Here is a 22877-nt window from a genome sequence, read left to right as displayed (position 1 = left end):
CGTGGTGTTGATTCTAGCTTACATCTTTGGGTAACTACGCGGTGTTAAGTTGCACATGGTTTGCTATATTTTTCAGTGAGATCCCTGCCGCTGATAAGCGTGATTGGATCGCCATTAACGCCACATTGTATTCATGACTGTTTTTAAAATCTGCGATCCTTTGCCGATCCGTAAACATCAAACGGATCATCACACTTTGCGGAAAACGTTGATAATTCACTTCATGCGTTAGCCATTCAAAACCATCGACCTGTTTCATGGTCTGCTCACACACCTCAGTCAGTGCTTCGCGGATAGCATTGTCGTATTTTTTATCGGTTTTTCGCATTATTATCTCTTTTTGGTCTTCAGAAGATTGTTTGTCGCCATCGGATTACCCAGTTTAATCACTCGAAACTGGCTGCTTAGGATCAGTACGGGCGTGGTCAACAAAAATCAGTTCTTCCGTGGCAAAGCCTCGCTGTTTGGCTTCAGAGATAAAACGTTCTTTGACAGACTCAGGTACGGTCGGCGTGCGAGAGAGCAGCCAAAGATAGTCATGATCAGGGCCTGAAATAAAGGCATACTGGTAGTCATCATCTAACTCAAACACTACATAAGAACCATAGAAAGGCCCAAAGAACGAAACCTTCAGATACGCCGTCTTATCATTTTCAACGAAGTACGCTTTACCCTCTGCTTCTTGCCATTTGCCCTCTTCGCGGCTAAAGCCTCGGTTGATTACTTTGACGCCACCGTCTTCACGCAACGAGTAAGTTGCCGTCACATCGGATAAGCCACGCTCAAACGAGTGATCAAGTCTTGCCACTTCGTGCCATGTTCCCAAATAACGGTTGAGGTCAAAATTGGTTACCGGCGTCACATCTTTAGGCATACCAAGGCAGCCGGTTAATATCGTCGATAACAGAAACACGAATCCTAATCTTAATCTCATCACTCACTCCTTGCCGGATGGCACGAATCTAGTGCACCGCCAAACTGGCCATGGCGGTGGCCCTATCTTTAAATTGCATTTTTCTCACACAGCATTGACCCAGCTGCGCATAATGCGCTTGGATATGTGTCACGAGCTGAACAAGCGGCATGGTCTGCCCGCTTGGCTGCCAGTGCTGACCACCGTCTTGACTCAACCAGCAAACGCCTTGGCTATCAACCAACCGATCGTCTTCCGTGATCAGGTTTTCACTCAGTCGACCGAGCGACGCCGAGTCTGGCGCGTATGATAGTTCGTCATCCCCTTGCCAAATCAGTAGCGCAGGATAGTTGATATACGTGGTCATGACTTGGGCTTAAATATATCAAGTTTGAGTGCCACTGACTTCCCTAACCAACCCACATGATCGGTATGATCAATGTAATCATCGCCCGTCACGCCATGCAAAAAGACGGTTAAATCGCCCCGATGCGCTTCAAGCCATGCCATCACCTCATCGAACGCGGCGTTGTCAAAGGCGATCTGAAAACTCCACTTTGGGTGTGGACCGACGCATTTGCGATGAAAACGGCCAAGGTCGATAGGCAGTAACGATGCAGCGGCCGATTGATAGATAACATCCGCCTGCGCTTCGGTGTCGGCTTCGTAGTAGACATGGGCATGGTAAGCCTGGTGAACATTGGCAAAAGAGTGATTAGAAGACATAAGCATCATTTGATTGAATACAATGGAATTGAGAATAGTTTACTCCAAGCATCCGGTGATAAACAGGCTCAGTCTGTAAGGTAATTCGAATAGGCACTGATGTGTTTGCTAACGTTTACGCGTGTTATGCTGTGATTGAAATATAATACAACGATTAAAGGAGTCATCATGATTCAGCAAGGACAATCTCTACCGAGCGCTACCCTCAGTGAACTCACCGCTGAGGGCATGCAAACCCACGACATCCCTGCCCTTTTCGCCAACAAGAAGGTTGTGCTGTTCGCGGTGCCGGGGGCCTTTACCCCAACCTGTTCAGAGTCGCACTTACCGGGTTTTGTGGTGAAAGCGGATGAGATTAAAGCAAAAGGCGTCGATATGATTGCCTGCGTATCGGTTAACGATGCCTTTGTGATGCAGGCTTGGGGCGAGACACAAAATGCTAATCAGATTCATATGCTGGCCGACGGTGATGCGAGCTTTACCAAGGCGCTTGGGCTAGAGATGGATTCAGGTAAGTTTGGCGGTGTTCGCTCACAGCGCTATGCCATGATCATTGAAAATGGCACCGTCACCCAGCTTAATGTTGAGCCGCCGAAAAGCTTTGACGTTTCCAGTGCTGAAGCCGTACTCAAGCAGCTATAGGTTTGCCAGATGTTAGGCGATAACTCGCCCAACTGACGGCCTGAACGTGACTTAATAAGCGGTGACGGGATGACGCCACCGCTTTTTTATTACACTGACTTTTCACTCACGTTACGACGCAGTACATATTTTTGCACTTTCCCTGTCGACGTTTTTGGGAGTGTTGTAAAGATCACTTTTTTAGGCGCTTTAAAGTGCGCCATTTGGTCACGACAGAAAGCAATAATGTCTGCTTCGGTCACGGCTGATGCTTCGGTCGTTTTGACAAACGCACAGGGAACCTCACCCCATTTTTCATCGGGCATCGCTATCACCGCGACTTCATCAATCTCGGGGTGACGATACAAGACATCTTCAATTTCAATGCTGGAAATATTCTCTCCACCACTAATAATGATATCTTTCAGTCTATCTTTGATTTCGATGTAATTATCGGCATGCCACACCGCTAAATCGCCAGTGCGAAACCAGCCGTTACTCATGGCATCTTCCGTCGCGCTGGGGTTCTTTAAGTAGCCTTTCATTACGATGTTACCGCGGACAAAAATCTCGCCGAGTGTGCCACCATCTTTTGCAACCGGTTTAAACGTCACCGGATCGGCGACCATCAGATCCCCTTGCATCGGCGCGCGTACGCCTTGGCGCGCTTTCATCCGCGCTTTTTCTTGTTGGGAGAGGTGATCCCAATGATGCTGCCAATCACACACCACGCAAGGACCGTAGGTTTCGGTGAGCCCATAAACATGGGTCACAGCAATGCCCATCGCTTCCATGCCCTCAATCACAGAGGCAGGTGGCGCGGCACCTGCGGTCATGACCTTGATGGTATGCTTAATGCCAGATTTTAACGCCGGATCAGCACTGTTGATCATATTAAGAACAATGGGCGCACCGCAGAAATGAGTGACTTTATGGGTTTTTATCGCATCAAAGATAGGCTCGGCCCGCACATGCCGTAGGCTGACACTCACCCCCGCCGTTGCGGCCACCGTCCATGGGAAACACCAACCATTACAGTGGAACATGGGTAGCGTCCAAAGATACACGGGATGGGAATCCATGTTCCATGACAACACATTACTTACCGCATTCAGATGGGCGCCACGGTGATGATACACCACCCCTTTGGGGTTGCCGGTTGTGCCTGAGGTGTAATTAAGTGAAATGGCCTGCCATTCATCGTCTGGCAATGCGTACTGATAATCACCATCCCCTTTTGCTAAAAACGTCTCGTAGGTAGTTTCACTGATGCATTCGCCATGCGGATACAAGGGATCATCAATCGCAATCACTAACGGACGGTGTTTAATCATCTTCAACGCCCGCTTAGCCACTTCCGTCATTTCCTTGTCGACGATAAACACTTTGCTTTCCGCGTGTTCGAGGATAAAGGCGACGGTTTCCGCTTCTAACCGGGTATTAATGGTATTGAGTATGGCGCCTGTCATCGGCACACTAAAATGCAACTCAAAGACTTCAGGCAGGTTGGGAGCCATCACCGATACCGTATCACCCAGCCCAATGCCGGCTTGAGTCAATGCCGACGCAAATTGACGACAACGCTGATCGACTTGCTGCCAACTCCAACATAAATGGCCATGAACGCTGGCCGGATAATCTGGATAGACGCTGGCGGCCCGCTCAAGGAAAGAAAGCGGGCTCAGTGTTTGATAATTGGCTGGACTTTTGTCCAAGCCAAGATCGTAGATATTATTAGATGACATAACGCACTCCTTGCTGACTGTGTCTAGATAACTAGATCACGTTAGCATGTCATCGAGCATGCGCTATTCAACTTAAGTCGATATGGCGGCGACAACACAAAAAGGCCCAGCGATGCTGAGCCTTGGTGATTAATGTTCCGTTTAAGTTAAAAGTGCAGTGACGCGCCGAGGACGACTTTGCGCTCTTCGCCCAGCGTGGTTTTATTTTGGACACCACCGGCGAGATAGCTTTCGTTGAAGAGGTTTTTAACATTCACCGTGAGTTTTAGATCAGATCGTTCACTGGTTTGTACCGTGTGGCCGACACCTGCATTCACTGTGGTGTAACCTGGCTTATGATAGGTATTTTTAGTATCGCCATAACGATCACCGACGTAACGCGCACCCACGTTCACATAGGTTTGGTTATCGACATCATAGCGAGACCAAATACTGGCGCCCCACTCGGGTGTATCAGCAGGCTGTTTACCGTCATGCTTAGGGTCAAACGGATCTTCGGTCCGTGCATGCAAGTAGGTTGCAGAGCTATGCAGTGACCAGCTATCGGTCACCTGGCCGCCCAAGTTTAGCTCTACCCCTTTATGGGTTTGTTTACCTAATTGTGTGGTGCGTGCGTTATAATCGTCTGATCCGGTGATCGCTTCTTTAACCACCTTATTTTCTTGCTCAATTTGGAACACGGCCGCGCTAAACAAAGCTTGGTCGTTTAGCAACGTTTGCTTGTAACCGAGCTCGTACAACTTACCTTTTACCGGATCCAGCGCCATGCCGTTATTAATATCGGTATCACTATCAACCGGGTTTTTCGGCTCAAAGCTCTCGGAATAAGTGACGTACAGGGTTTGTTCGGGGGCTGGGTGATACATCACCGCCGCTTTCGGTAGCAAGTTATAGTAAGTATCGGTTTCGTTTTCTTCGCGATCGTAGCGAAGCCCTGCAAGCAGCTGCCACTGCGGATTCAATGTCATTAAGTCTTGCGCATAAAAGCCAATTGAATCAGTAGGTTCAGGATCACGCGGAGTTGCTGTGCCATACTGGATGTCCGGCTCTGGATACGTACCACCAATCACGGCGGTTTGGTTTTTCTCCATCACACGCTGACCGACATAGTCATTACGCAGCGCATTGGAGCCAATCAGCACTTGGTGATCGATATTCCCGAACTGAAATGCACCGGTGACATCAATATAAGCCGTATCTAGTACCCAATTGTCGTGACGGTCCATGGCAAAGTATTTGAACGATTGGGTATTGGCGTCATAGGTTTCACGCTGTCCGAATCCTTCATGGTAATGACGTTTGTAGTCTTGGCGATTGTAGCCTGCTTTGACTTTCCAATCCGGCGTTAATTGGCTAACGAGATCAAGACCATAGTTCTCGACATCAATGTCCATGAACGACCAAGGCGCTTCCCAGATAAATTGGCTACCCAGTTGCGGTTTACCATTAATAATGTTGGCGCCGTTATCGCTGTTACTGTCATCAACCACGCGATCATAATGAAGAGAAAGTTGGGTATCGGGGGTGATGTCATAGTCAAGCATCAAGCCTGCGACTTGGCGATCGAGCTCAGGTTCACTGCCATCTACATAGCGACGTGATGAGCCCTCGCTTTGTTTCGACAGCACCACACGCCCGCGCAAGGTGCCGCTTTCGTTTAAGGAGCCAGAAGCGTCTGCCACTGTGTGTTGATAATCATCGCTGCCAAGTTTTTGGCTTATCGAGGCTTGAAACGCCGCGGTCGGACGTTTGGTGACCATATTCACCAGACCGCCCGGTGCGGACTTACCGTAGAGTAAACCGGCTGGGCCTTTTAGTACCTCAACGCGCTCCATCAGCTCTACAGGATGGCGGTAATAAGACCACTGCTGCTGACCGTTACGCAGGTAGCCTGTTCCGGTATCAAGTTCAAAACCGCGAAGCATGAAAATCTCACGATTACGGTCCGTACCGCCCACACCAATGCTGGCGTCATTCACCAACACATCCCCTAACGTCGTGGCGTTTTGCTCTTGAATCAAGGTTTGATCCATGACCGCCACTTGACCGGCTGTTTCGAGTTGACTGACATCCATACGCATTGCAGTTTCATTGCTATTGGCTTTAAAACGGGCCTGCTGGCCTTCAATAACGTAAATTTCATCAACCTGTTCCGTGGTATTGGTCGCTGCTGTACTGGCTAGGGGTGACAGAGCGACAGCCACAAAAACGGCAAGGGGCTGTTTCTTCAACATGAGACTTCCTGTAGCTAACGATTATTTGAACACACCGGAACATAAACGATAACTAGTCTCATTTCTATTTACTTTCAAGTTCAGGGAACTGTTTGCTTTTATTTTAGTCAGCGAAGGCATCAAAACGGATGAAAACAGGTGGGTTTGATGTTGAGTTGTAACGATTCCTTCTTATAGGCCAAGGTTTATGACTCTAGCCTGAACAGCTCCACAAAATCATCAATTTACTCCCAACCAATGAACCAAACAGTGATATGGTTTGTATTAGTCAATTCGACGTACCGTTGTAAGGTAAGCCTACCTTTTTGCGTTTGCGTTTTATGCGCTGACCACGGTCGGTGATGGATTTTTTTCAGGGACTTTTTATGACAAAGCGTTTAATTCTGATGTTAGTCGCGTGTGCGCTCGTATTTGGTGGGATTTTTGCCTACAAAATGGTGGGTGATCATTTTATGAATCAATTTTTTGACAATATGCCTGCCCCGACGGCGACTGTCACAGCCACCACAGTGTCGACGCACCCATGGCGTGAACAACAAACTACCATTGGTAGTTTTGCCGCGATTAATGAAACCCAGTTGACCACCGAAGCAAACGGCATTGTCGATGATATTTTCTTTGATAATGCGACCCCAGTAAAAAAAGGGCAACGGCTGCTGACACTCGATGCCAGTGTTGATCAAGCAGAGTTGCGCCGACTCGAATCTGTGGCTGAACTAGCACAATTAGAGATGCGACGTTACCAACGCCTTTACAGAGACAAAAACGTATCAGAGTCGGAACTCAAACGTAAAGAAAGTGAGGCTAAACAAGCAAATGCAGCAGTTGATAGCCAACAAGCGCGCATTGCACAAAAGTCGCTAACCGCCCCTTTCGATGGCATTATTGGCATCCGTAAAGTCAGTCTTGGTCAATTAATTGCTCCAGGTTCAGTGGTCGCAACCCTGACCTCAGTGAATCCGATTCATCTTAATTTTACCCTGCCCGAGCAACAGCTTAGTACCCTGCAAGATGGCCAAACAGTCTCAGCCACTATCACGGCGCGACCTGAACAAACGTTTAGTGGCACAGTCACCGCTATTTCTCCTGTCGTTACCCAATCGAGCCGCAGTGTTGACATTCAGGCCACCTTTGACAATCCAGACGCCATTTTACGCTCGGGCATGTTTGCACGCGTGAGTCTTGATCAAGGTGAAGAAACGCAAAATGTCTTACTGGCGCCACAAACCGCGATTCAATTTAACCCCTATGGCAACGCCGTTTTCGTGATTCAAGAACAAGATGATGCACTGACGGTGCAACAGCGTTTTGTTCAAACCGGCGCACGCCGCGGTGACATGATTGTGATAGAGGATGGCCTGGAAAGCGGCGATCGCATCGTGACTTCCGGATTGCTCAAGCTGCGCAACGGCAGTAACGTGAAGATCAGTGATAATCCGCGTGTTCAGCCCAGCGAAGATCTTGATCCCAACGTTGTGAATCAATAGGAGCTATTCGATGCGATTTACCGACGTATTTATCAAGAAACCCGTATTAGCGTCCGTCGTTAGCCTGTTCATTATCTTGCTAGGTTTACGCGCCATCACCGACATGAATGTGCGCCAGTTCCCGGAAATTAAGAATGCGGTTATCAGCGTGTCGACCACCTATATCGGTGCAGATGCCGATTTGATTCAAGGATTTATTACCACACCGCTGGAGCGTGAAATTGCCGCATCAGAAGGGATTGATTACTTGGTTTCGACGTCGACGGCAGGCGTCAGCACTATCGAGGCCTATTTGCGTCTTGATTACGACCCTAATGAAGCACTCACGCAAATTGCCGCACAGGTCAACAAGGTACGGTCTGAGCTGCCTGAAGATGCGCGTGAACCCGTGGTCACCTTGCAAGTCGGTGAAACCGTGGCGGCGATGTATCTCGCCTTTTACTCTGAGGTACTCAGTGATAACCAAATTACCGACTACTTGGTGCGTGTGGTTGAGCCGCAACTTTCTACAATTCCCGGCGTACAACGCGCCAATGTACTCGGTGCTAGCAGCTTTGCGATGCGGGTTTGGCTCGATTCGGTCAAGCTCGCTGCATACGATCTTACCGGCACGGATGTCGTTGCTGCACTGCGCAATAATAATGTTCTGGCAACGCTTGGACGCACCAAAGGCCAAGATGTCGCGATAGATTTAAACGCTGCCACAGACATTCATGACGTCAGACAATTTGAAGATCTGGTGATCAGCAGCGATGGCCAATCGGTAGTACGTTTAGAGGATGTCGCGACGGTTGAATTAGGTGCAGAAAGTTATCAAACGTCCGTTAACTTTAACGGATTAGATGCCACCTTTATCGGCATTGAAGTGTCCCCGGATGCCAATGCCCTTGATGTTATTGAATCAGTCAATGAGGTTTGGGACGCGGATATTATCCCCCAACTACCGCAAGGCTTATCAGCCTATATCGCTTATGATTCCACCGAGTATATTGATAATGCCATTGATGAGGTGGTGATATCGATTATTCTCGCCCTAGCGATTGTGGTCTTCGTTATTTATGGCTTTTTAGGATCATTGCGCTCGGTGATTATTCCGGCGGTCGCCATTCCGGTGTCATTAATCGGCACCTTCTTCTTGATGTTTCTATTAGGCTTTTCCATCAACCTGCTCACCTTGTTGGCAATGGTTCTCGCGATTGGCGTGGTGGTCGATGATGCGATTATCATGCTGGAGAATGTCCACCGCCATATTGAAGAAGGAAAGAGTCGAACAGAGGCCGCCATTGAGGGGGCGCGTGAGCTAGCTTGGCCGATTATTACCATGTCGACGACGCTCGTCGCGGTATTCTTGCCCATTGGCTTTGTCGGGGGGTTAACCGGTGTCTTGTTTGTCGAATTTGCGTTTACCCTCGCCGCCTCGGTGATTTTGTCGGGAGTGGTCGCACTAACACTTTCACCGATGATGTGTGCCTATGTACTCAAACCTTATCAAGCCGATAAAGCGGCGAAAGAGAATTCTCTTGAACATTGGTTAGATAAACAATTTGATCGTTTATACCGTCGCTATAAACGTACCCTACATAGTTTGCTAAATACTAACGGCGTTGTGCTTACTTTTGGCGCAATTGTGTTGGTATCCTGCTACTTTTTGTTTATCACCAGCCCCTCTGAATTAGAACCGGCAGAGGATCAAGGGTTCGTCTTCTCTATTTTGGAGGCCGATAGCCAAACCACACTGGATGCGCTATCTGCCAGCACAGACGAATTAAACCGGCTTATTGATGATGTGCCAGAAATTGATAATGTCTTTATTATTAATGGCTCAGGCGGCACCAATAATGCCATTGCTGGTATTGTGCTTGCCCCTTGGGATGAACGTGAACGCAGTACCCAAGCCATTTTAGAAAACGAAATTCAGCCCTTTATGGAGAGCCAGCCAGGCTTAAGTAGTTTTGCATTGGTGCCACCTTCATTACCGTCTCCAGGCGGTGGGACACCGGTTGAGTTTATTATTGGCTCGACCCAACCTTATGAAGCCATCAATGAAGTCGCTAATAATATCGTTGGCAAAGCGATGCAAAGTGGACGCTTTATCTTTGTGGATACCGATCTAAGTATCGACCGTCCAAAGCAAACGGTCAACATCGACCGTGAAAAGGCCGCTTTGATGGGTGTGAGCATGCAACAGCTCGCGGCCGACATGGGCTCACTGTTATCCGGTGCCGACGCTGGACGGTTTTCACTGGATAATCGCTCATACCGTGTGATCCCACAAGTCGCGCGTAGTGAACGTCTTACGCCAGATAAACTGCGTCAGTTTTATACCCGCAACCAAGAAGGTGAACTGATCCAACTTTCGACCTTAGTGACCTTAGAAGAAAGCGTTCAGCCACAAGCGCTGCGAGGCTTTCAACAACTCAATGCGGTTAAAATCTCGGGCGTCCCACGTCCAGGTGTCCCCTTAGGCGAAGCGCTAGGTGTATTACAAGAGATCGCCGCAACCGAATTACCAGCTGGGTTCAGTGTCGATTATGCAGGGCAATCGCGGCAATTTATGAGCGAAGGCCAACAACTGGTCGTCACCTTCTTCTTTGCCCTGGTGGTGATTTTCTTAATCTTGGCGGCGCAGTTTGAGTCGTTTAAAAACGCGATCATTATTTTGGTCACGGTCCCCATGAGTGTGTGTGGGGCATTGATATTTATCAGCCTTGGTTTTACCACGCTGAATATCTATACCCAGGTCGGTTTGCTCACCTTGGTGGGGCTAATTGCAAAACATGGTATCTTAATCGTCGAGTTCGCCAATCAGTTACAGCAAGATGGGCGCACGAAGCGCGAGGCGATTGAAGAAGCGACAGCGATCCGTTTACGCCCTATCTTGATGACAACGGCCGCGACGGTTCTCGCCATGATCCCGCTCTTGATTGCCTCAGGAGCCGGTGCAGGCGCGCGTTTTGCCATGGGGTTAGTGATTGCCAGTGGGATGACACTGGGCACCTTGTTCACCCTGTTCGTGGTACCCGCGATGTACTTGTTCTTAGCCAAAGCGATTACGCCGACGCCAACTGAACATATGGTATCAACGGAAACAAACCACGACGCCTAACCTTCCCACATCAGGCCACAGCGCAAAACACTGTGGCCTGATTTCATTATCCAACAAACCGCGCGAGCACGAACTCCACCAGCAACCGCACCCGCAGCGGCACGTGCTCCCGATCGCGATACAACAAAAACAGCGTTCGTGCTTGGCTCCGCCATGATGGCAACACCCGTTGTAGCGCTCCTTGTTCAATCAACGGTAATGCGGAGTAGTCAGGAATGTAGCCCATCCCAAAGCCTGCCTGCACGGCATGGGTCAGCATTTGAATTTCGTCAACTTCAGCCCGAATACCCGTCGTGGCTTGATAGTCATAAGCGTCACCGGTTGTGTCGTGCTCTAGCTGCCAAACGGTCATTGGGTGACACAGCACGACAGGTTTGCCCACCAGCTCTTTTGGTGATTGAAGCTGACCATAATCACTACCTGGACTCGCGCAGACAATAAAGTGAATATCGGTTAATGGCCGTGCGATCCAATCTTCCACGACCGGATTACCGACCCGAAACACCACATCCATTCCTTCGCCTTCAATATCAACCAGTGTGTTAGAAAAACTCAGATCAAGCTGAATCTCTGGGTAGGCGCGCATAAAATCAAACAAAACAGCGCGTAAAAACTGTTTACCGGCATTAATAGGGGCGCTAACACGGATCTTACCTTTAGGATGCTGCTTTTCGCTCAAGAGTTCATCACTGACCGCGTTCAGTTCATCAAAAAGACTCGCAGCGCGTTCGAAATAGCGATGACCCGTTTGCGTGAGCGAGATACGATGGGCATCACGGTTGAGTAACCGCAAGGCCAGATCCTGCTCAAGTTGACGAATTCGCCGGCTTAAGGTCGATTGAGGCATCGACAGCTGTTGCGCTGCGGCTTTAAAGCTGCCTAACTGGGCAACAGTACAAAAGTAACGTAAATCGTCTAGCGAATAGTTAAGTTTCATTATTGGCATTTACCGTTCTGATATTGCCGGTTTATTCAAATTTTGAAACTTATACACTAGCGCACATCGTTTAATAAGTCAGGTATTGATATGAATACAACGTCGATTTGGAAAGCCATCGCCCTACTCATTTTATGTGCGTTTTTTTGGGGCAGCACCTTTCCCATCGGTAAGGATGCTTTGAATGAGGTCAGTGCACTCACGCTTGTTTTTTGGCGATTTGGGATCGCGGCCATTTGTCTGGCTCTGTATCTCAAAGCAACCCGAGCCAAGATCCCCCATCTCAGTGGCAAACAATGGCTATGGGCAACTACCGTCAGTGCTGTAGGCATTGGAGGGTTAAATCTTTGCTTGTTTACCGGGCTTGAATATACCCAAGCCACCAACGGCTCATTAATTATGGCGCTCAGCCCGTTAGTCACCTCTTTCATTGCCTGCGTAGCAATACGCGCACTTCCGCGCAAAGGGCAAGTTTTCAGTTTGGTGGTCAGTTTATCGGGGGTATTATTGGTGATCACCGACGGACAGTGGGATGTTTTACGCAACCTCAACTTTAATCAAGGCGATCAGATGATTTTCACCGGCATGTTCGCGTGGAGTGCCTATACCTTTTTCAGCCAAGGGATTGGTCGTTGGATGCCTGTCATCCCCTATACCTTTTTGGGTATGCTCAGTGGCGCCACGGTCATCGGCGTGATGTGTGCGATGACACCTAATGTACATCCCTTTGGTGAGGTGATAACCGCCAGCCCAATCACGGTTTCAGAGTTACTTTATATCGGTGTGCTAGGCACCGTCGCGGGCTATTTGCTCTGGCTTAACGGTGTACGCCACCTTGGCTCAGCCAATGCTGCCCTATTCTTTAACTTTGTACCGGTGTTTGCAGTACTCACCGCGTTCTTGATGGGACAAGCGGTCAGCCAAATCCAAGTTTTAGGGATTGCGATTGTTGTTGCCGGCTTGCTGTTGCCTCGCTTACCCCATCCTGGTCGCTGGCGACTTGCGCTGTCACGCTCAGCTTAAACGCCATTAAATAAAGCAATAGCCTTTGCCGTGGTCGGTTTGCAAGCGCTCAGGCGGCAGTCCAGCGTCAGCGAGTTTTTTCCGAACACGGCTTAAATGCATATCGAGACTGCGATCATCAGGCGTAAACGTTTTTTTAAGCACCTGACGATAAAGGAGTGACTTACTCAACGTAGTATCTTTATGCTGCGCAAGAAGCCACAAGAGTTCGAATTGTATGGGTGTTAATTTGACCGCTTGGTCATCCACTCTGACTTGGTGTGTGTCTTGGTGCATCCAGAGATTATCAACTTGCAGCTGGCCTGATGACTCTTTGATCACCACCATCGCATGGCGGCGATGCATCGCAATCGCGGTGCGCAGCATACACTCATCAATATCAATAGGGGCAGATAGCACATCTTCCGCCCCGGCATTCAGCGCGGCCACGCGATCAGCCGCCGCTTGACTTGCCATTAAAGCAATAAACGGGCACTGCTCGCTCAACCAGCGCAAGGTTGTCATTTGCGTCTCTCCCTCAGGCACCCAGCTAATCAATTGCACAGCATCCCAATCGGGCATTGGATCATCAGGGCCAATCACAGTCACATCGCAGCCGTGATCTCGCAGCCGAGCTTCGAGTAGCGCGATAAATGACTGATCTTCTGGGCCGCGCACGACAATGGCGGGCTTAGTTTTGGAGAAAAACGCCTGGTGCATCAGTGGTCCTATCTAAACGTTCACGTCACATCAATGGCTGAACCCTATTTATCGTCATTGTCATTAAAAAAAGGATTCGCCAAGCTATTCATTGTCTTACAGTATTAGCCTGTAAAGCAAACGGGTTTACGTCGACTTAAGCGTTTTCGATCCCTCATAGCGTGGGAATGATGACAAACTCAGCAGCCGACCACTAAAAGCGATCGACACGATACGGATGCATATCAATATCCGTGTGTTCCTCATCTATCATTTGTCCCAACAATTTTCCGGTCACGGGGCCCAAGGTAAAACCTTGATGACCATGACCGCATGCCAACCACAATCCCTTTTGGTCTGGCGCCGGGCCGATCATGGGCTTCATATCGGGTAGGCAAGGACGCCCACCTTTCCAAGGGCATGCATCAAGACGCTGACCAAGCGGATAAAGCGAACGCGCAACCTGTTCAGCGGCATTAAGTTGGCTCTCGTTAACTGGCGCATCCACTGTTGTCAGTTCCGCGCCTGTCGTCAGGCGAACACCAGCACGCATCGGCGCCAAGAGGTACCCGATTTCCGCATCCATAAGCCAATGGTTCAGTGGTGCTTTTTTATTACATGCATAGTGCATGTGGTAGCCACGTTTAGCAAACAAAGGCACCTGAATTCCCAGTTGATCCAACCAATACGATGACCAAGGCCCCATCGCCATCACCACCTGGTCAGCGTGTAGGCTTTCTTTGGTGGTTTGAATGAGCCATCCCGAGCCTTGCCGTGTTAAGCCTGTTAACGAAGCATGTTTAATGGTTCCTCCTTTGCATTTTACATCCGCGGCGTAAGCTTCGACCAGGGCGCCGGGATCTGTGACGGTCCAAGGCTGCTTCCAATGAATCGCCCCCACAATAGGCGGAGACAAACTCGGCTCTCGCTGTGCAAGCTGTTGACGGTTTAACACATCAAACTCAACACCGAATAGCGTGCTGTCAGACGCTGTTTTTGTCAGTTCTTCATCAAGCGCTTTTTGGGTACGGAACAGTTTAAGGTAACCGGCTTTGCGAATTAACGCTTCCGCCCCCGCAGACCGTATCATCTCATCATGCGTATCGAGTGATTGCATTATCAAGGCTGCGTATTCAGGGACAAGCTTTCGATAATGCTTATCACTGGAGTAATGCCAATATTGCAATAACGCGCGAGCCGCTCGAATCACACTGCTAGGACGATAGCGAATATCCACCGCACGGTTCGGCAACACCCGCAGCAAAGTGGTGAGATCACGCGGAAAGGCATAGGGCCGAACGGCTTCACGTTGAATAATGCCTGCATTGCCAAACGATGTTTCTTGCCCTGGAGGCACGCGATCGATCAAGGTGACGGCATACCCTCGTTTAAGTAAATGCCAAGCCACGGATACACCGACCATTCCGGCCCCTAACACCACGACCTGCTTCGTCATACTTCACTCCCTGAATGATGTTATTTTTTGTTTTGTTGTTAAAACTGTTGAATTTTCACCCTTAAGTTACAAGCTTTGCGCCAGTAGCGATAGTGGTCAAGGGGGCTTATGGTTACTATTTTCTCTGAAGTGTGTAATAGTAGTTTGACTATAATCAGGCACAAAAGGACGTTGTAGGCTGACGACCAACCCAGGTGAAGGTAGTTAACACATGCCTATCCATGGGCTGGCAAGCGCCACTGATACAGCGCAGGAAAGAACATCATTGATATGTCGAGCTTACTAAAAAACCTTGATCATGCTGTGGTGCAGCTTGATCAGGCAAGTTCAATTGATAAACCAAGCTGCCAGTTTCACGTGATTGATATCTGTGAGCAAGTCCTGACGCAAGAGGACGGCATTAGCGCTCTATATACGCGTATCCATACGCTCAATGCAGCTGGTCTCTTTGAAGGTACAGACTGGGATCACCCAGAATACCTATTACCCAATTTAGTGCCGGCAACACTCGCACATGCGGACAAAGCCACCGTTCTACTAGATTGCCTCAGCCAATTAAGAATGCTAGCTATTGTTGAGGGTAAGAGCCCCCCTTCGACTTTCTCAGCCCAAGAGGCTCATCAGTTTCTTGCCAAAGTACTCAGTCTTAATTTGTCACTCATCATGGGGATCACCGACGAAACTAGTCGTATCCGCCTTGGTGAGATGGCACCCGCTATCAGTTCACTATACCGGTTTCTTCTCACGCATTTAGGCTACGAAACCATTCTTAGCGAGTTAGTTGATGAAGTCTGGCGTGTTCTCGCCCAACGCCCTATTCAGGTCAATCCGATAAAAGCGATGATCACCCAGATATCCATTCTTGTTTCTCAAGAGCAAGTCAACCTTGGTGAAGCAAAACTCGGGATTGACCGTCTGGTAAGCGCGCTATATGGCCCGACTCAAGGTTGCTATGACGATCCGGGGCTCGATGCCTATTGCCAACGACTAAACGCCATGGATAACAACTCCCTCCAACAGGAGGCGATGGGCTTTGCACGCGCGATGCACGATGTCGGCTTGGCGTCTGACTATCACGCCACCTTCTTACGCTGGCTACTCGACAACCAAGGCAGTGACATACTCCCCACCGCGCTAGGGCTCAGTAATACAGGGGTAGATTGTCTCGTGACCTATCGTCAATTGGTCCACACATTGATTCAAGAAGCTGTCTATCCGCAGACCGCACAAGCAGTCTATGGGCTGGCGATGCTGCTTGAGCGTGGGGTATTGTTTGACGCGCCCGTCGCACCGAGTCTATGGCGGCAAATTTATTTAAATTTACATCCGGATGTTGCCGCCAGCCTAACCCTCGCGTTTGGCGATCAACTGCCGGCGCGGGTACATCTTCTTGCAGGCGTGATGTCAGTGCTTGGTCAACCGCTTGGTGTGGCACAAGGAAACAATCCAACTTGCCAATCTGCTCGAGCCATCTCAATGTGGGCCTATAATGATCCCGATTATCTACTCAACTGCATCGTTCAAGTCGCCTGTAATACAAGCTTACGCATGCACTTTGAAGGTAAAACATTGGACTCACACACGTTGCTACAAGGCCTAAGCACAGCATTGCCGTTTGACACCGATCCCGTGTCCGTGGTCCTCGTCCCTCATCTCGACAAGCTTTATATTGAAATGGGCCGTTGCTGCGTCAGTCGAGAGCAAGATCCCCACAAATGGATAAACCCCGAATTTCACGGCTGGTATGTCGGGCGCGAATTTATGATTGCGGTTGACGTTAAAACAGGCCTACTCAAAGATTTCGATTGCTTTATCGAGCGTTTTTATCGTAGCTATCATCCTTTATACAATGGCAACATTCCTGTCATTCATCCTCAACCCGTTGGAATTGCAGTGACAAGCAGTCAGGGGCGATTCATTGGATGGCACGCTGTCACTTTGATTCGTGTCGCATTCGATCAAGACAACGTGATGCGGGTCTATTTTTATAACCCGAATAACGACAGTGGCCAAGATTGGGGGAACGAAGTGATTGTTTCCACCCAAGGAAAAGGCGAACAATACGGCGAAGCGTCGCTACCTTTTGAGCAGTTTCTCTCTCGGCTTTATCTTTATCATGACGACACCATTCAAGTTGGGATAAAAAGCTCACTGCCAGATGAAGCCATTGCCGATGTAAAACGAATGGCTTTAACAAGCTGGGCGGCAGATCGTATTAGCTGATGAAAGCCAAAGAGCATTATATTTGCGATTTGTTTAGGCTAATTCCCGAACAAATCGAGGCGATTTCCCTTTAATCAGCGTATCGTGACCCCCATGTATTTCATATGTTTATCCGATAAGTGAGGCTCCATTGATGAATGCGTCCCCTTCACCGTTAAAAACACCCCCTCATACCACCAATGCAGAGGGAGAAACGCGCTGCGTCGGTGTTGAACTTGAATTGAGTGGTATGGAGCTAGACACCATTGCACAGCTCGTTGCAAAACATTTATCCCTGACGGTTGAGCATGGCGGCCGTTACGACCGAAAACTAACCGGTGACAATGCGGGTGATTGGATCATAGAGCTTGATTACGCCAAGCTAAAACGCCTTGGACGGAACGATCGAAGTGAGAAGACTCTCGCCAATCAAATTGACCAATCCGCGGAAGAAGTTTTAGCATGGGCAGCTAAAATGGTCGTACCGGTCGAAATAGTTAGCCCACCGCTTCCGCTGGATCGACTTCAAGACGTCGATAGACTGATTGAGTTTCTGCGACAACAAGGTGCAGAAGGCACAGAGGACAGCCCTGTCTATGCATTTGGGATGCAGCTTAATCCCGAACTGCCCGACTTATCCGCTCACACCATTAATGCGCATCTGAAAGCATTTTTATGCTTGTATGATTGGCTAATTAAACGTGCCGATATTGATTTATCCCGTCGTCTCACAAGCTATGTCGATCCGTTTCCCAAAGCGTATATCACGCGTGTTCTCGCGCACGATTATTGGCCCGATCGCGACACCTTGATTGCCGATTACCTTGCTGATAATCCGACGCGTAATCGTGCGCTAGATATGCTGCCACTCTTCACTCACCTCGATGAGAAACAAGTGAATCAGGCGCTCAATGATGGCCTGACAAAAGCGCGCCCCACGTTTCACTATCGTTTACCGGATAGCAAAGTAAGTCGTCCACAATGGGGGATCCATGAGGCATGGAATGATTGGGTAGAAGTAGAGAAACTTGCCGCAGATCCAGAACGACTGACAGCTTGCTGTGATGCTTATCTTGCTCACTTAAACGATCCATTATCACGCATTACCAATAACTGGGCGGAGAAAGTGAATACGCTATGGGTAGACCCGTTATCGCAATAACCGGCCCCGACAAAGGTGCCTTCTTACCGCGTTTTTTCGTTGCCACCGCGGTGCGTCTTTATGGCGGGCAGCCCCTGCAGTTGCGGCCAGGTTCAATATTTAAGCCTGATGATTATCACGGTGTGGTGATCACAGGCGGCCACGATGTTGAACCTGTGCTGTATGCTGCTGAGCCCGAAGTGAAACCAAACTACGATCCCGAACGTGATGAACTAGAGAGCGCAGTAATCAAAAGCGCGTTAGCCAGTCAAAAGCCGCTGTTGGGCATTTGCCGTGGTGCGCAACTTCTCAACATTTGCTTAGGCGGCACCTTGCACCAAAGCTTACGCGAACAGCGCAAGAAAACCTCTCATCGCTGGACAATATTCCCGATGAAAACCTTGTGTATATTGCGTGATGTTAACGGCCATATACAGCAACGGTTGGGGCAAGGTAGGCGCAAAATAAACAGCCTACACAACCAAGCGATTAACGAGTTAGGCGAGGATTTAACGGTAAGCGCACGTGATTTAGATGGTATTGTACAAGCGATAGAGTCGCCCAACCGCCCTTATACACTGGGCGTACAGTGGCATCCAGAATTTTTGCTTTACCTTGGCTGTCAGCGTACGCTGTTTAAGGGCCTAGTCGAGCACGCAACGCGCTTCCAGCAGCGACAAGCGGCCTCTCAGTAAAACATGGTTGTTATCTGGTGAAAAACAAAAACGCCGAGGCACATTCGCTCGGCGTTATCAGGGAAGGGTTAGCGCTTTGACCGCGCGTTCATGCGTTTCTCTATTTGACGCTTTTCCCACTTGTCACCAAAGAGATCGACAATGCCCAGTGCATTCACACCGTGGCTGACCACTGCAATCCCCCATCCCATTGCGGCCCACCAAGCCCAGTAATAGCCAGGGCTGACTTGCCAGTTGATAATAAACAAAATCGCCATCACGACCACATAGCGAGTCAGGTGAGAATAGAACCCACCCAGGGCGCGCACGCGATTGGTGATTGCTTTTTCTTCTGGACTCATTGAAGTATCTGCCTGCATGTCTGTCTCCTTTTGCAAATCAGTAATGTCGATATCAAACACAGCAGCCAACGATTTCAGCGACTCCAATCCGGGTTTGTGGCCGCGCTCGATACGTTGAATCGTTCGAACACTGAGCCCACTGAATTGTGCTAATTGGTCTTGCGACCACCCTTTTTGAACTCTGAGTGCTTTCACGTTCATCCTTGCTCCTTTGTGCTCTTCCCTATCGACACTATGCAAAATGGGGGCGACATTACCACGACAGCGCCCCGACACCTTAGCGACAGTTATTTAAAATCAATAAATTACAAAACCCGTGTATTTTACCCTTAGCAAAAGGTATCAATATACAAGCCTTCGACCTTATCTCGCGCCCACTGCGTTTTGCGCAAAAATTTAAGCGATGATTTAATAGATGGGTCATTATGAAAGCAATTCACACGAATACGCTGATAAAGACCGGACCAGCTATAGTGTTCTACCAGTCGCGTTAAAATGGTTTGTAAGCTAAGTCCGTGAAGTGGGTTATTCGGTTGTTCTTGCATACTCGTTCTCACGTTTTGGTTGGGCGCACAACGTACACGACTAGCCTCGCTAGCCAATAAAAGCGCTACTTTACGTGACGATGAAAAAAAAGGCGAGATTAACTGACTCACTCAGTCTTATTGCATTCCGCCACTTTGGCGTATACCACAGTACTAGAAATCGTGCCGCTAGGTAGGATACGGTCGTTGGTAAGCATCGCTTCTTGATGATACCCACAACGCTCGGCTACCGCGCGGCTGCGGGTATTTTCGTAGGCGGTTTTGATTTCGACACGCTTGGCATTAAGGTCATTAAACGCATACCGCTCTAGCGTCCTCACCGCTTCGCTCATATAGCCAAGGCCTTCTTTAGAGCTCCGCAGCCAATAGCCTATTTCAAAGTAAGGAATCGCGATATTACGGATCATTAAGCTGATCACACCCACCAGTTGCCCCGTCGATTTTTCAAAAATCGAGTAGCGTAGCTCATTAATAAACATATCAAAGTTATCAATCGCTTGTTGGGTGTTTTCAATCGAGCTCGATTCGGTCAGCGCGTGCGGCAGCCAATCCATAAAAGGAGCAAGGGTGTGCTGGCTTTCCAACACGGCTTCTAAAATGAAAGGCTGATGGGCCATATTAGGCGCCACCAGCAACAGACGGTCACTGTCCAGTTGGTCCACGCGCGGGGAATCATCCATTAATGTCCACCCAGTACCGCGCCAATGATTCATTGAACACTTCGCCATTAATGATGTTTTCCAACGTGCCGCCATTAGCTTCAATTACTTTGCGCGATGCCATATTGTCTTCATTCGCGGTAATTAGGGCGCGAGTGATCCCTAGCTCGCTCGCCTTGGGCACCGCTAAGGCTAACATTTGCTTGCCATATCCACGTCCACGATATGACGGCGCAATATCGTAACCAATGTGTCCGGCTTCTTGAGATAGAAATGGCGTATTGATGTGATGGCGGATCCGAATCGCGCCAATGATTTGTTGCTCAGCATCAAGCAGCCAAAAATGACTACACGGCACATAACCTTTACGAAGGTTTTTACCCAATGACTCATCCGTTAACCGAGTCACGTAAGTGGCGAAATCATCTTTTCCCGGCCGATAGTAATCGGCATTCTCGGGATCAAACTGAGCAAAATCATCATAAAAGCGCGTAAAGGCTGCTTGGTGATTGAGTGTGGGGACGACTAATTCCATGTGCTTGTTCCAATTCCTATCATAGAACTAGGCTATCTCATTGATATTGAGAAATAAACACTTATTGACCGCCTGTCATCCCACCGCCTTAGCGCTCGCCACCTAGATGTGATTGAGTTGTTGATTGCCGCGCATCACTGCCAACGCAACACCGCATCAAACGTTTGACAATGTTGAACCGCTTGCTCCGCCTCTTGCAGATAAACTTGTTGGGCACTTGAGGTTGGATAGGTTAAATACTCGGAACATTTCGCACTTTGACCGTTACCCACCACAACCTTTGCGCCCGGTTGCAAGGTGCACTGTACCAATTTATCGAGCGGCGACCATTGATAACAAATCTCATAATCTTGGCGATAATCTGCCACCAAGCCAGACGGTTGTGATAACGCCCACCAGTGACCAAACTGACTATGCGGGTTGGTGCTATTCCACGCGCGATATACTGTCACCCCTTCAGTCGCCTGATATACCTTGCCTTGGCAAAGCTTCCCTTCCAATGGCTGACCCAACGACGACGCCAGTAACGCTGGATCGTCCACGGCTACAAACTTATCTGCCCATGCGCTTGGCAACGCCGTGCTACCGACACATTCTGCGGCGTCGGTCGTTTCATTATCAACGGGCGCACTCGTACACGCTTGCAGTGTCACCATCAGTGCGCCAAGTAGTGCTTTTCTTATCATCCTTGCTCCCATTCGTGTCGTAATATGGCGTAAACCACCGTATCCCACCACCGTTCTTTAAAGAAACGATGCTGATGAAAATGGGCCTCTTGTCGCATGCCAAGTGAACGACAAAGCTTGGTTGCAGCAAGATTATCGTAAATGGTCTCAGCGTATAACCGATGCACACCCAGACATTCAAAACCGAAGTTGGCCAGCGCGACAGCCGCCTCTCTCATTAGCCCCGCGCCTTGCACCTCTACAGCTAGGCCGCACCCGATAGAAGCTTGATGGTTGTCCTCAAGCCTTAAACCGACGGTGCCTATACATTTTTCTGATTGCTTGCAGATAACCGCTAACTGATAAGCCACGCGTGGATTTGTGTTGGCTTGTTCGATAAAGCGCGCGTGTAAGTCTCGGTATGTCTCTGGCTGGCAGTCCGTTTCGCTATAAAAACGCTGGTACTTCTGGTGTTGCGTGAAGTGAACAAACGCCTCTTCATCGCTCGGCTGCATGTCACGCAGCACAAGTCGACGTGTTTCAATCATAAACATCCTTGTCTCTCTTGTTGTTTTAGTTCAGCGCCTTGACCATGGTGGTGGCGCCTGAAAAGCCGACTAACCATTTTAGGTGCGGAAAGCGCTCTTCTTTGGTAGCGACAAATCCTTTGGCTTGATAAAGCTTGCGGGCTCTGGGGTTGCTATCAATGACATCTAATCGAACGCTTTCAAAGCCATGCGCTTGGGCATAATCGAGAATGGCATCCAGTAATTGGGAACCAATCCCCTGACCTCGTATCGCGCTATCAACAGCAATGCCATCCATCACCAATTCATTGTGTGCCGCTTTACGCTCAAACAGCGCCAATATCGCGCAGGCCCAAATGCCTTCGATGGTCCCCAAACTATCGATCAACTGTTTCGCGCCCATGCCCTGTGTCAGTGCGCCGGTTTGGGTTTGAAACCCAGCTAACCCCACCACCTTGCCGTTTTGCATAGCGGCAAACGAAAAGTCTGGGACAAAACACTGGGACAACACCTCCACGCGCGCTGCCTGATTGGGGATTGCCCGTGCGAACTTCATCCCAAACGCCTGCTCATAGAGCTCAGCGACGTTTTGTGCTTGCTTAAGCGGCCATCCTTGCTGGATCGCTATCTCCATTGCATCC

23 protein-coding genes are annotated in these 22877 nt (G+C 49.2%); 7 read left to right on the top strand and 16 right to left on the bottom strand.

What is annotated here, in order from left to right; genetic code table 11:
• Positions 1–34 precede the first annotated feature (34 nt).
• From BZG78_RS09015 to BZG78_RS09000, 4 genes are read right to left on the bottom strand one after another with little or no spacing between them, the layout of a single operon-like run.
• On the bottom strand, positions 35–328 hold the full coding sequence (locus BZG78_RS09015) for a hypothetical protein (protein ID WP_077661003.1): 294 nt from the start codon (positions 326–328) through the stop codon (positions 35–37).
• Between the two features lie 54 nt (positions 329–382).
• The gene (locus BZG78_RS09010; protein ID WP_077661002.1) at positions 383–934 is read right to left on the bottom strand and encodes a lipocalin family protein; all 552 of its coding nucleotides are present in this window, start codon (positions 932–934) and stop codon (positions 383–385) included.
• A 28-nt stretch (positions 935–962) separates the two neighbouring features.
• A complete protein-coding gene (locus BZG78_RS09005; RefSeq protein WP_077661001.1) occupies positions 963–1280 on the bottom strand; it encodes a DUF4144 family protein in 318 nt (105 codons plus the stop codon).
• On the bottom strand, positions 1277–1639 hold the full coding sequence (locus BZG78_RS09000) for a DOPA 4,5-dioxygenase family protein (RefSeq protein ID WP_077661000.1): 363 nt from the start codon (positions 1637–1639) through the stop codon (positions 1277–1279). Before BZG78_RS09000 ends, BZG78_RS09005 begins: the two co-directional genes overlap by 4 nt.
• A 168-nt stretch (positions 1640–1807) precedes the next feature.
• Here BZG78_RS09000 and BZG78_RS08995 point away from each other — a divergent pair, with 168 nt between their 5' ends.
• Positions 1808–2281: a peroxiredoxin gene (locus BZG78_RS08995; protein WP_077660999.1), complete on the top strand. Its 474-nt coding sequence runs from the start codon at positions 1808–1810 to the stop codon at positions 2279–2281.
• 89 nt (positions 2282–2370) lie between these two features.
• Here the strand turns inward: BZG78_RS08995 and BZG78_RS08990 are convergent, their stop codons facing one another.
• Both BZG78_RS08990 and BZG78_RS08985 read right to left on the bottom strand, forming a co-directional pair.
• Positions 2371–4005: an acyl-CoA synthetase gene (locus tag BZG78_RS08990; protein WP_077660998.1), complete on the bottom strand. Its 1635-nt coding sequence runs from the start codon at positions 4003–4005 to the stop codon at positions 2371–2373.
• 146 nt (positions 4006–4151) lie between these two features.
• Positions 4152–6239 carry a TonB-dependent siderophore receptor gene (locus tag BZG78_RS08985; RefSeq protein WP_077660997.1) on the bottom strand — a complete coding sequence of 696 codons (2088 nt, stop codon included), beginning with the start codon at positions 6237–6239 and terminating at the stop codon, positions 4152–4154.
• A gap of 365 nt (positions 6240–6604) precedes the next feature.
• On the opposite strand from BZG78_RS08985, the gene BZG78_RS08980 reads away from it, so the two are divergent.
• Both BZG78_RS08980 and BZG78_RS08975 read left to right on the top strand, forming a co-directional pair.
• Positions 6605–7726 carry an efflux RND transporter periplasmic adaptor subunit gene (locus tag BZG78_RS08980; protein ID WP_077660996.1) on the top strand — a complete coding sequence of 374 codons (1122 nt, stop codon included), beginning with the start codon at positions 6605–6607 and terminating at the stop codon, positions 7724–7726.
• 10 nt (positions 7727–7736) lie between these two features.
• Positions 7737–10832, top strand: coding sequence for an efflux RND transporter permease subunit (locus BZG78_RS08975; RefSeq protein ID WP_077660995.1), 3096 nt, complete (start codon positions 7737–7739; stop codon positions 10830–10832).
• Between the two features lie 46 nt (positions 10833–10878).
• On the opposite strand, the gene BZG78_RS08970 is transcribed toward BZG78_RS08975, so the two are convergent.
• Positions 10879–11769 (bottom strand): LysR family transcriptional regulator, encoded by an 891-nt coding sequence (locus BZG78_RS08970; RefSeq protein WP_077461120.1) that lies wholly within the window; start codon positions 11767–11769, stop codon positions 10879–10881.
• 90 nt (positions 11770–11859) lie between these two features.
• On the opposite strand from BZG78_RS08970, the gene BZG78_RS08965 reads away from it, so the two are divergent.
• Positions 11860–12792 carry a DMT family transporter gene (locus BZG78_RS08965; RefSeq protein ID WP_077576055.1) on the top strand — a complete coding sequence of 311 codons (933 nt, stop codon included), beginning with the start codon at positions 11860–11862 and terminating at the stop codon, positions 12790–12792.
• 6 nt (positions 12793–12798) lie between these two features.
• Here BZG78_RS08965 and BZG78_RS08960 read toward each other — a convergent pair whose 3' ends face one another.
• Entirely contained in the window at positions 12799–13491 is a 693-nt protein-coding gene (locus tag BZG78_RS08960; protein ID WP_077660994.1) for a response regulator transcription factor, read from the bottom strand.
• Between the two features lie 193 nt (positions 13492–13684).
• Positions 13685–14926: an FAD-dependent oxidoreductase gene (locus BZG78_RS08955; protein WP_077660993.1), complete on the bottom strand. Its 1242-nt coding sequence runs from the start codon at positions 14924–14926 to the stop codon at positions 13685–13687.
• Positions 14927–15196: 270 nt separating this feature from the next.
• Between BZG78_RS08955 and BZG78_RS08950 the strand changes: the two genes are divergently transcribed.
• The 3 genes from BZG78_RS08950 (at position 15197) to BZG78_RS08940 (ending at position 18964) form a co-directional block, all read left to right on the top strand.
• Positions 15197–17149: a hypothetical protein gene (locus BZG78_RS08950; RefSeq protein ID WP_077660992.1), complete on the top strand. Its 1953-nt coding sequence runs from the start codon at positions 15197–15199 to the stop codon at positions 17147–17149.
• A 133-nt stretch (positions 17150–17282) separates the two neighbouring features.
• Positions 17283–18290 (top strand): amidoligase family protein, encoded by a 1008-nt coding sequence (locus BZG78_RS08945; protein WP_077457094.1) that lies wholly within the window; start codon positions 17283–17285, stop codon positions 18288–18290.
• The gene (locus BZG78_RS08940; RefSeq protein WP_077660991.1) at positions 18266–18964 is read left to right on the top strand and encodes a gamma-glutamyl-gamma-aminobutyrate hydrolase family protein; all 699 of its coding nucleotides are present in this window, start codon (positions 18266–18268) and stop codon (positions 18962–18964) included. The genes BZG78_RS08945 and BZG78_RS08940 overlap by 25 nt, the downstream gene beginning before the upstream one ends.
• 68 nt (positions 18965–19032) lie before the next feature.
• Here BZG78_RS08940 and BZG78_RS08935 read toward each other — a convergent pair whose 3' ends face one another.
• From BZG78_RS08935 to BZG78_RS08905, 7 genes are all read right to left on the bottom strand, one after another.
• Entirely contained in the window at positions 19033–19506 is a 474-nt protein-coding gene (locus tag BZG78_RS08935; protein ID WP_077576060.1) for a 2TM domain-containing protein, read from the bottom strand.
• 128 nt (positions 19507–19634) lie between these two features.
• Positions 19635–19850 carry a VF530 family protein gene (locus tag BZG78_RS08930; RefSeq protein ID WP_077461114.1) on the bottom strand — a complete coding sequence of 72 codons (216 nt, stop codon included), beginning with the start codon at positions 19848–19850 and terminating at the stop codon, positions 19635–19637.
• Positions 19851–19957: 107 nt separating this feature from the next.
• The gene (locus BZG78_RS08925; RefSeq protein WP_021023694.1) at positions 19958–20530 is read right to left on the bottom strand and encodes a GNAT family protein; all 573 of its coding nucleotides are present in this window, start codon (positions 20528–20530) and stop codon (positions 19958–19960) included.
• Complete coding sequence (locus BZG78_RS08920) at positions 20523–21044, bottom strand: GNAT family N-acetyltransferase (protein WP_077660990.1); 522 nt, start codon at positions 21042–21044, stop codon at positions 20523–20525. The genes BZG78_RS08925 and BZG78_RS08920 overlap by 8 nt, the downstream gene beginning before the upstream one ends.
• A gap of 134 nt (positions 21045–21178) precedes the next feature.
• Positions 21179–21730 (bottom strand): hypothetical protein, encoded by a 552-nt coding sequence (locus BZG78_RS15595; protein ID WP_108743377.1) that lies wholly within the window; start codon positions 21728–21730, stop codon positions 21179–21181.
• Positions 21727–22263, bottom strand: coding sequence for a GNAT family protein (locus tag BZG78_RS08910; RefSeq protein ID WP_077660989.1), 537 nt, complete (start codon positions 22261–22263; stop codon positions 21727–21729). Before BZG78_RS08910 ends, BZG78_RS15595 begins: the two co-directional genes overlap by 4 nt.
• A 19-nt stretch (positions 22264–22282) precedes the next feature.
• The coding region (locus BZG78_RS08905) for a GNAT family N-acetyltransferase (protein WP_199877179.1) at positions 22283–22877 on the bottom strand (595 nt) is incomplete at its 5' end.

This window comes from Salinivibrio sp. MA351 (assembly GCF_001996065.1).
GTDB classification, from domain to species: domain Bacteria; phylum Pseudomonadota; class Gammaproteobacteria; order Enterobacterales; family Vibrionaceae; genus Salinivibrio; species Salinivibrio costicola.
The sequence above is the reverse complement of the archived record's forward strand: the minus strand, read 5'-3'. Positions and strand labels throughout refer to the sequence as shown.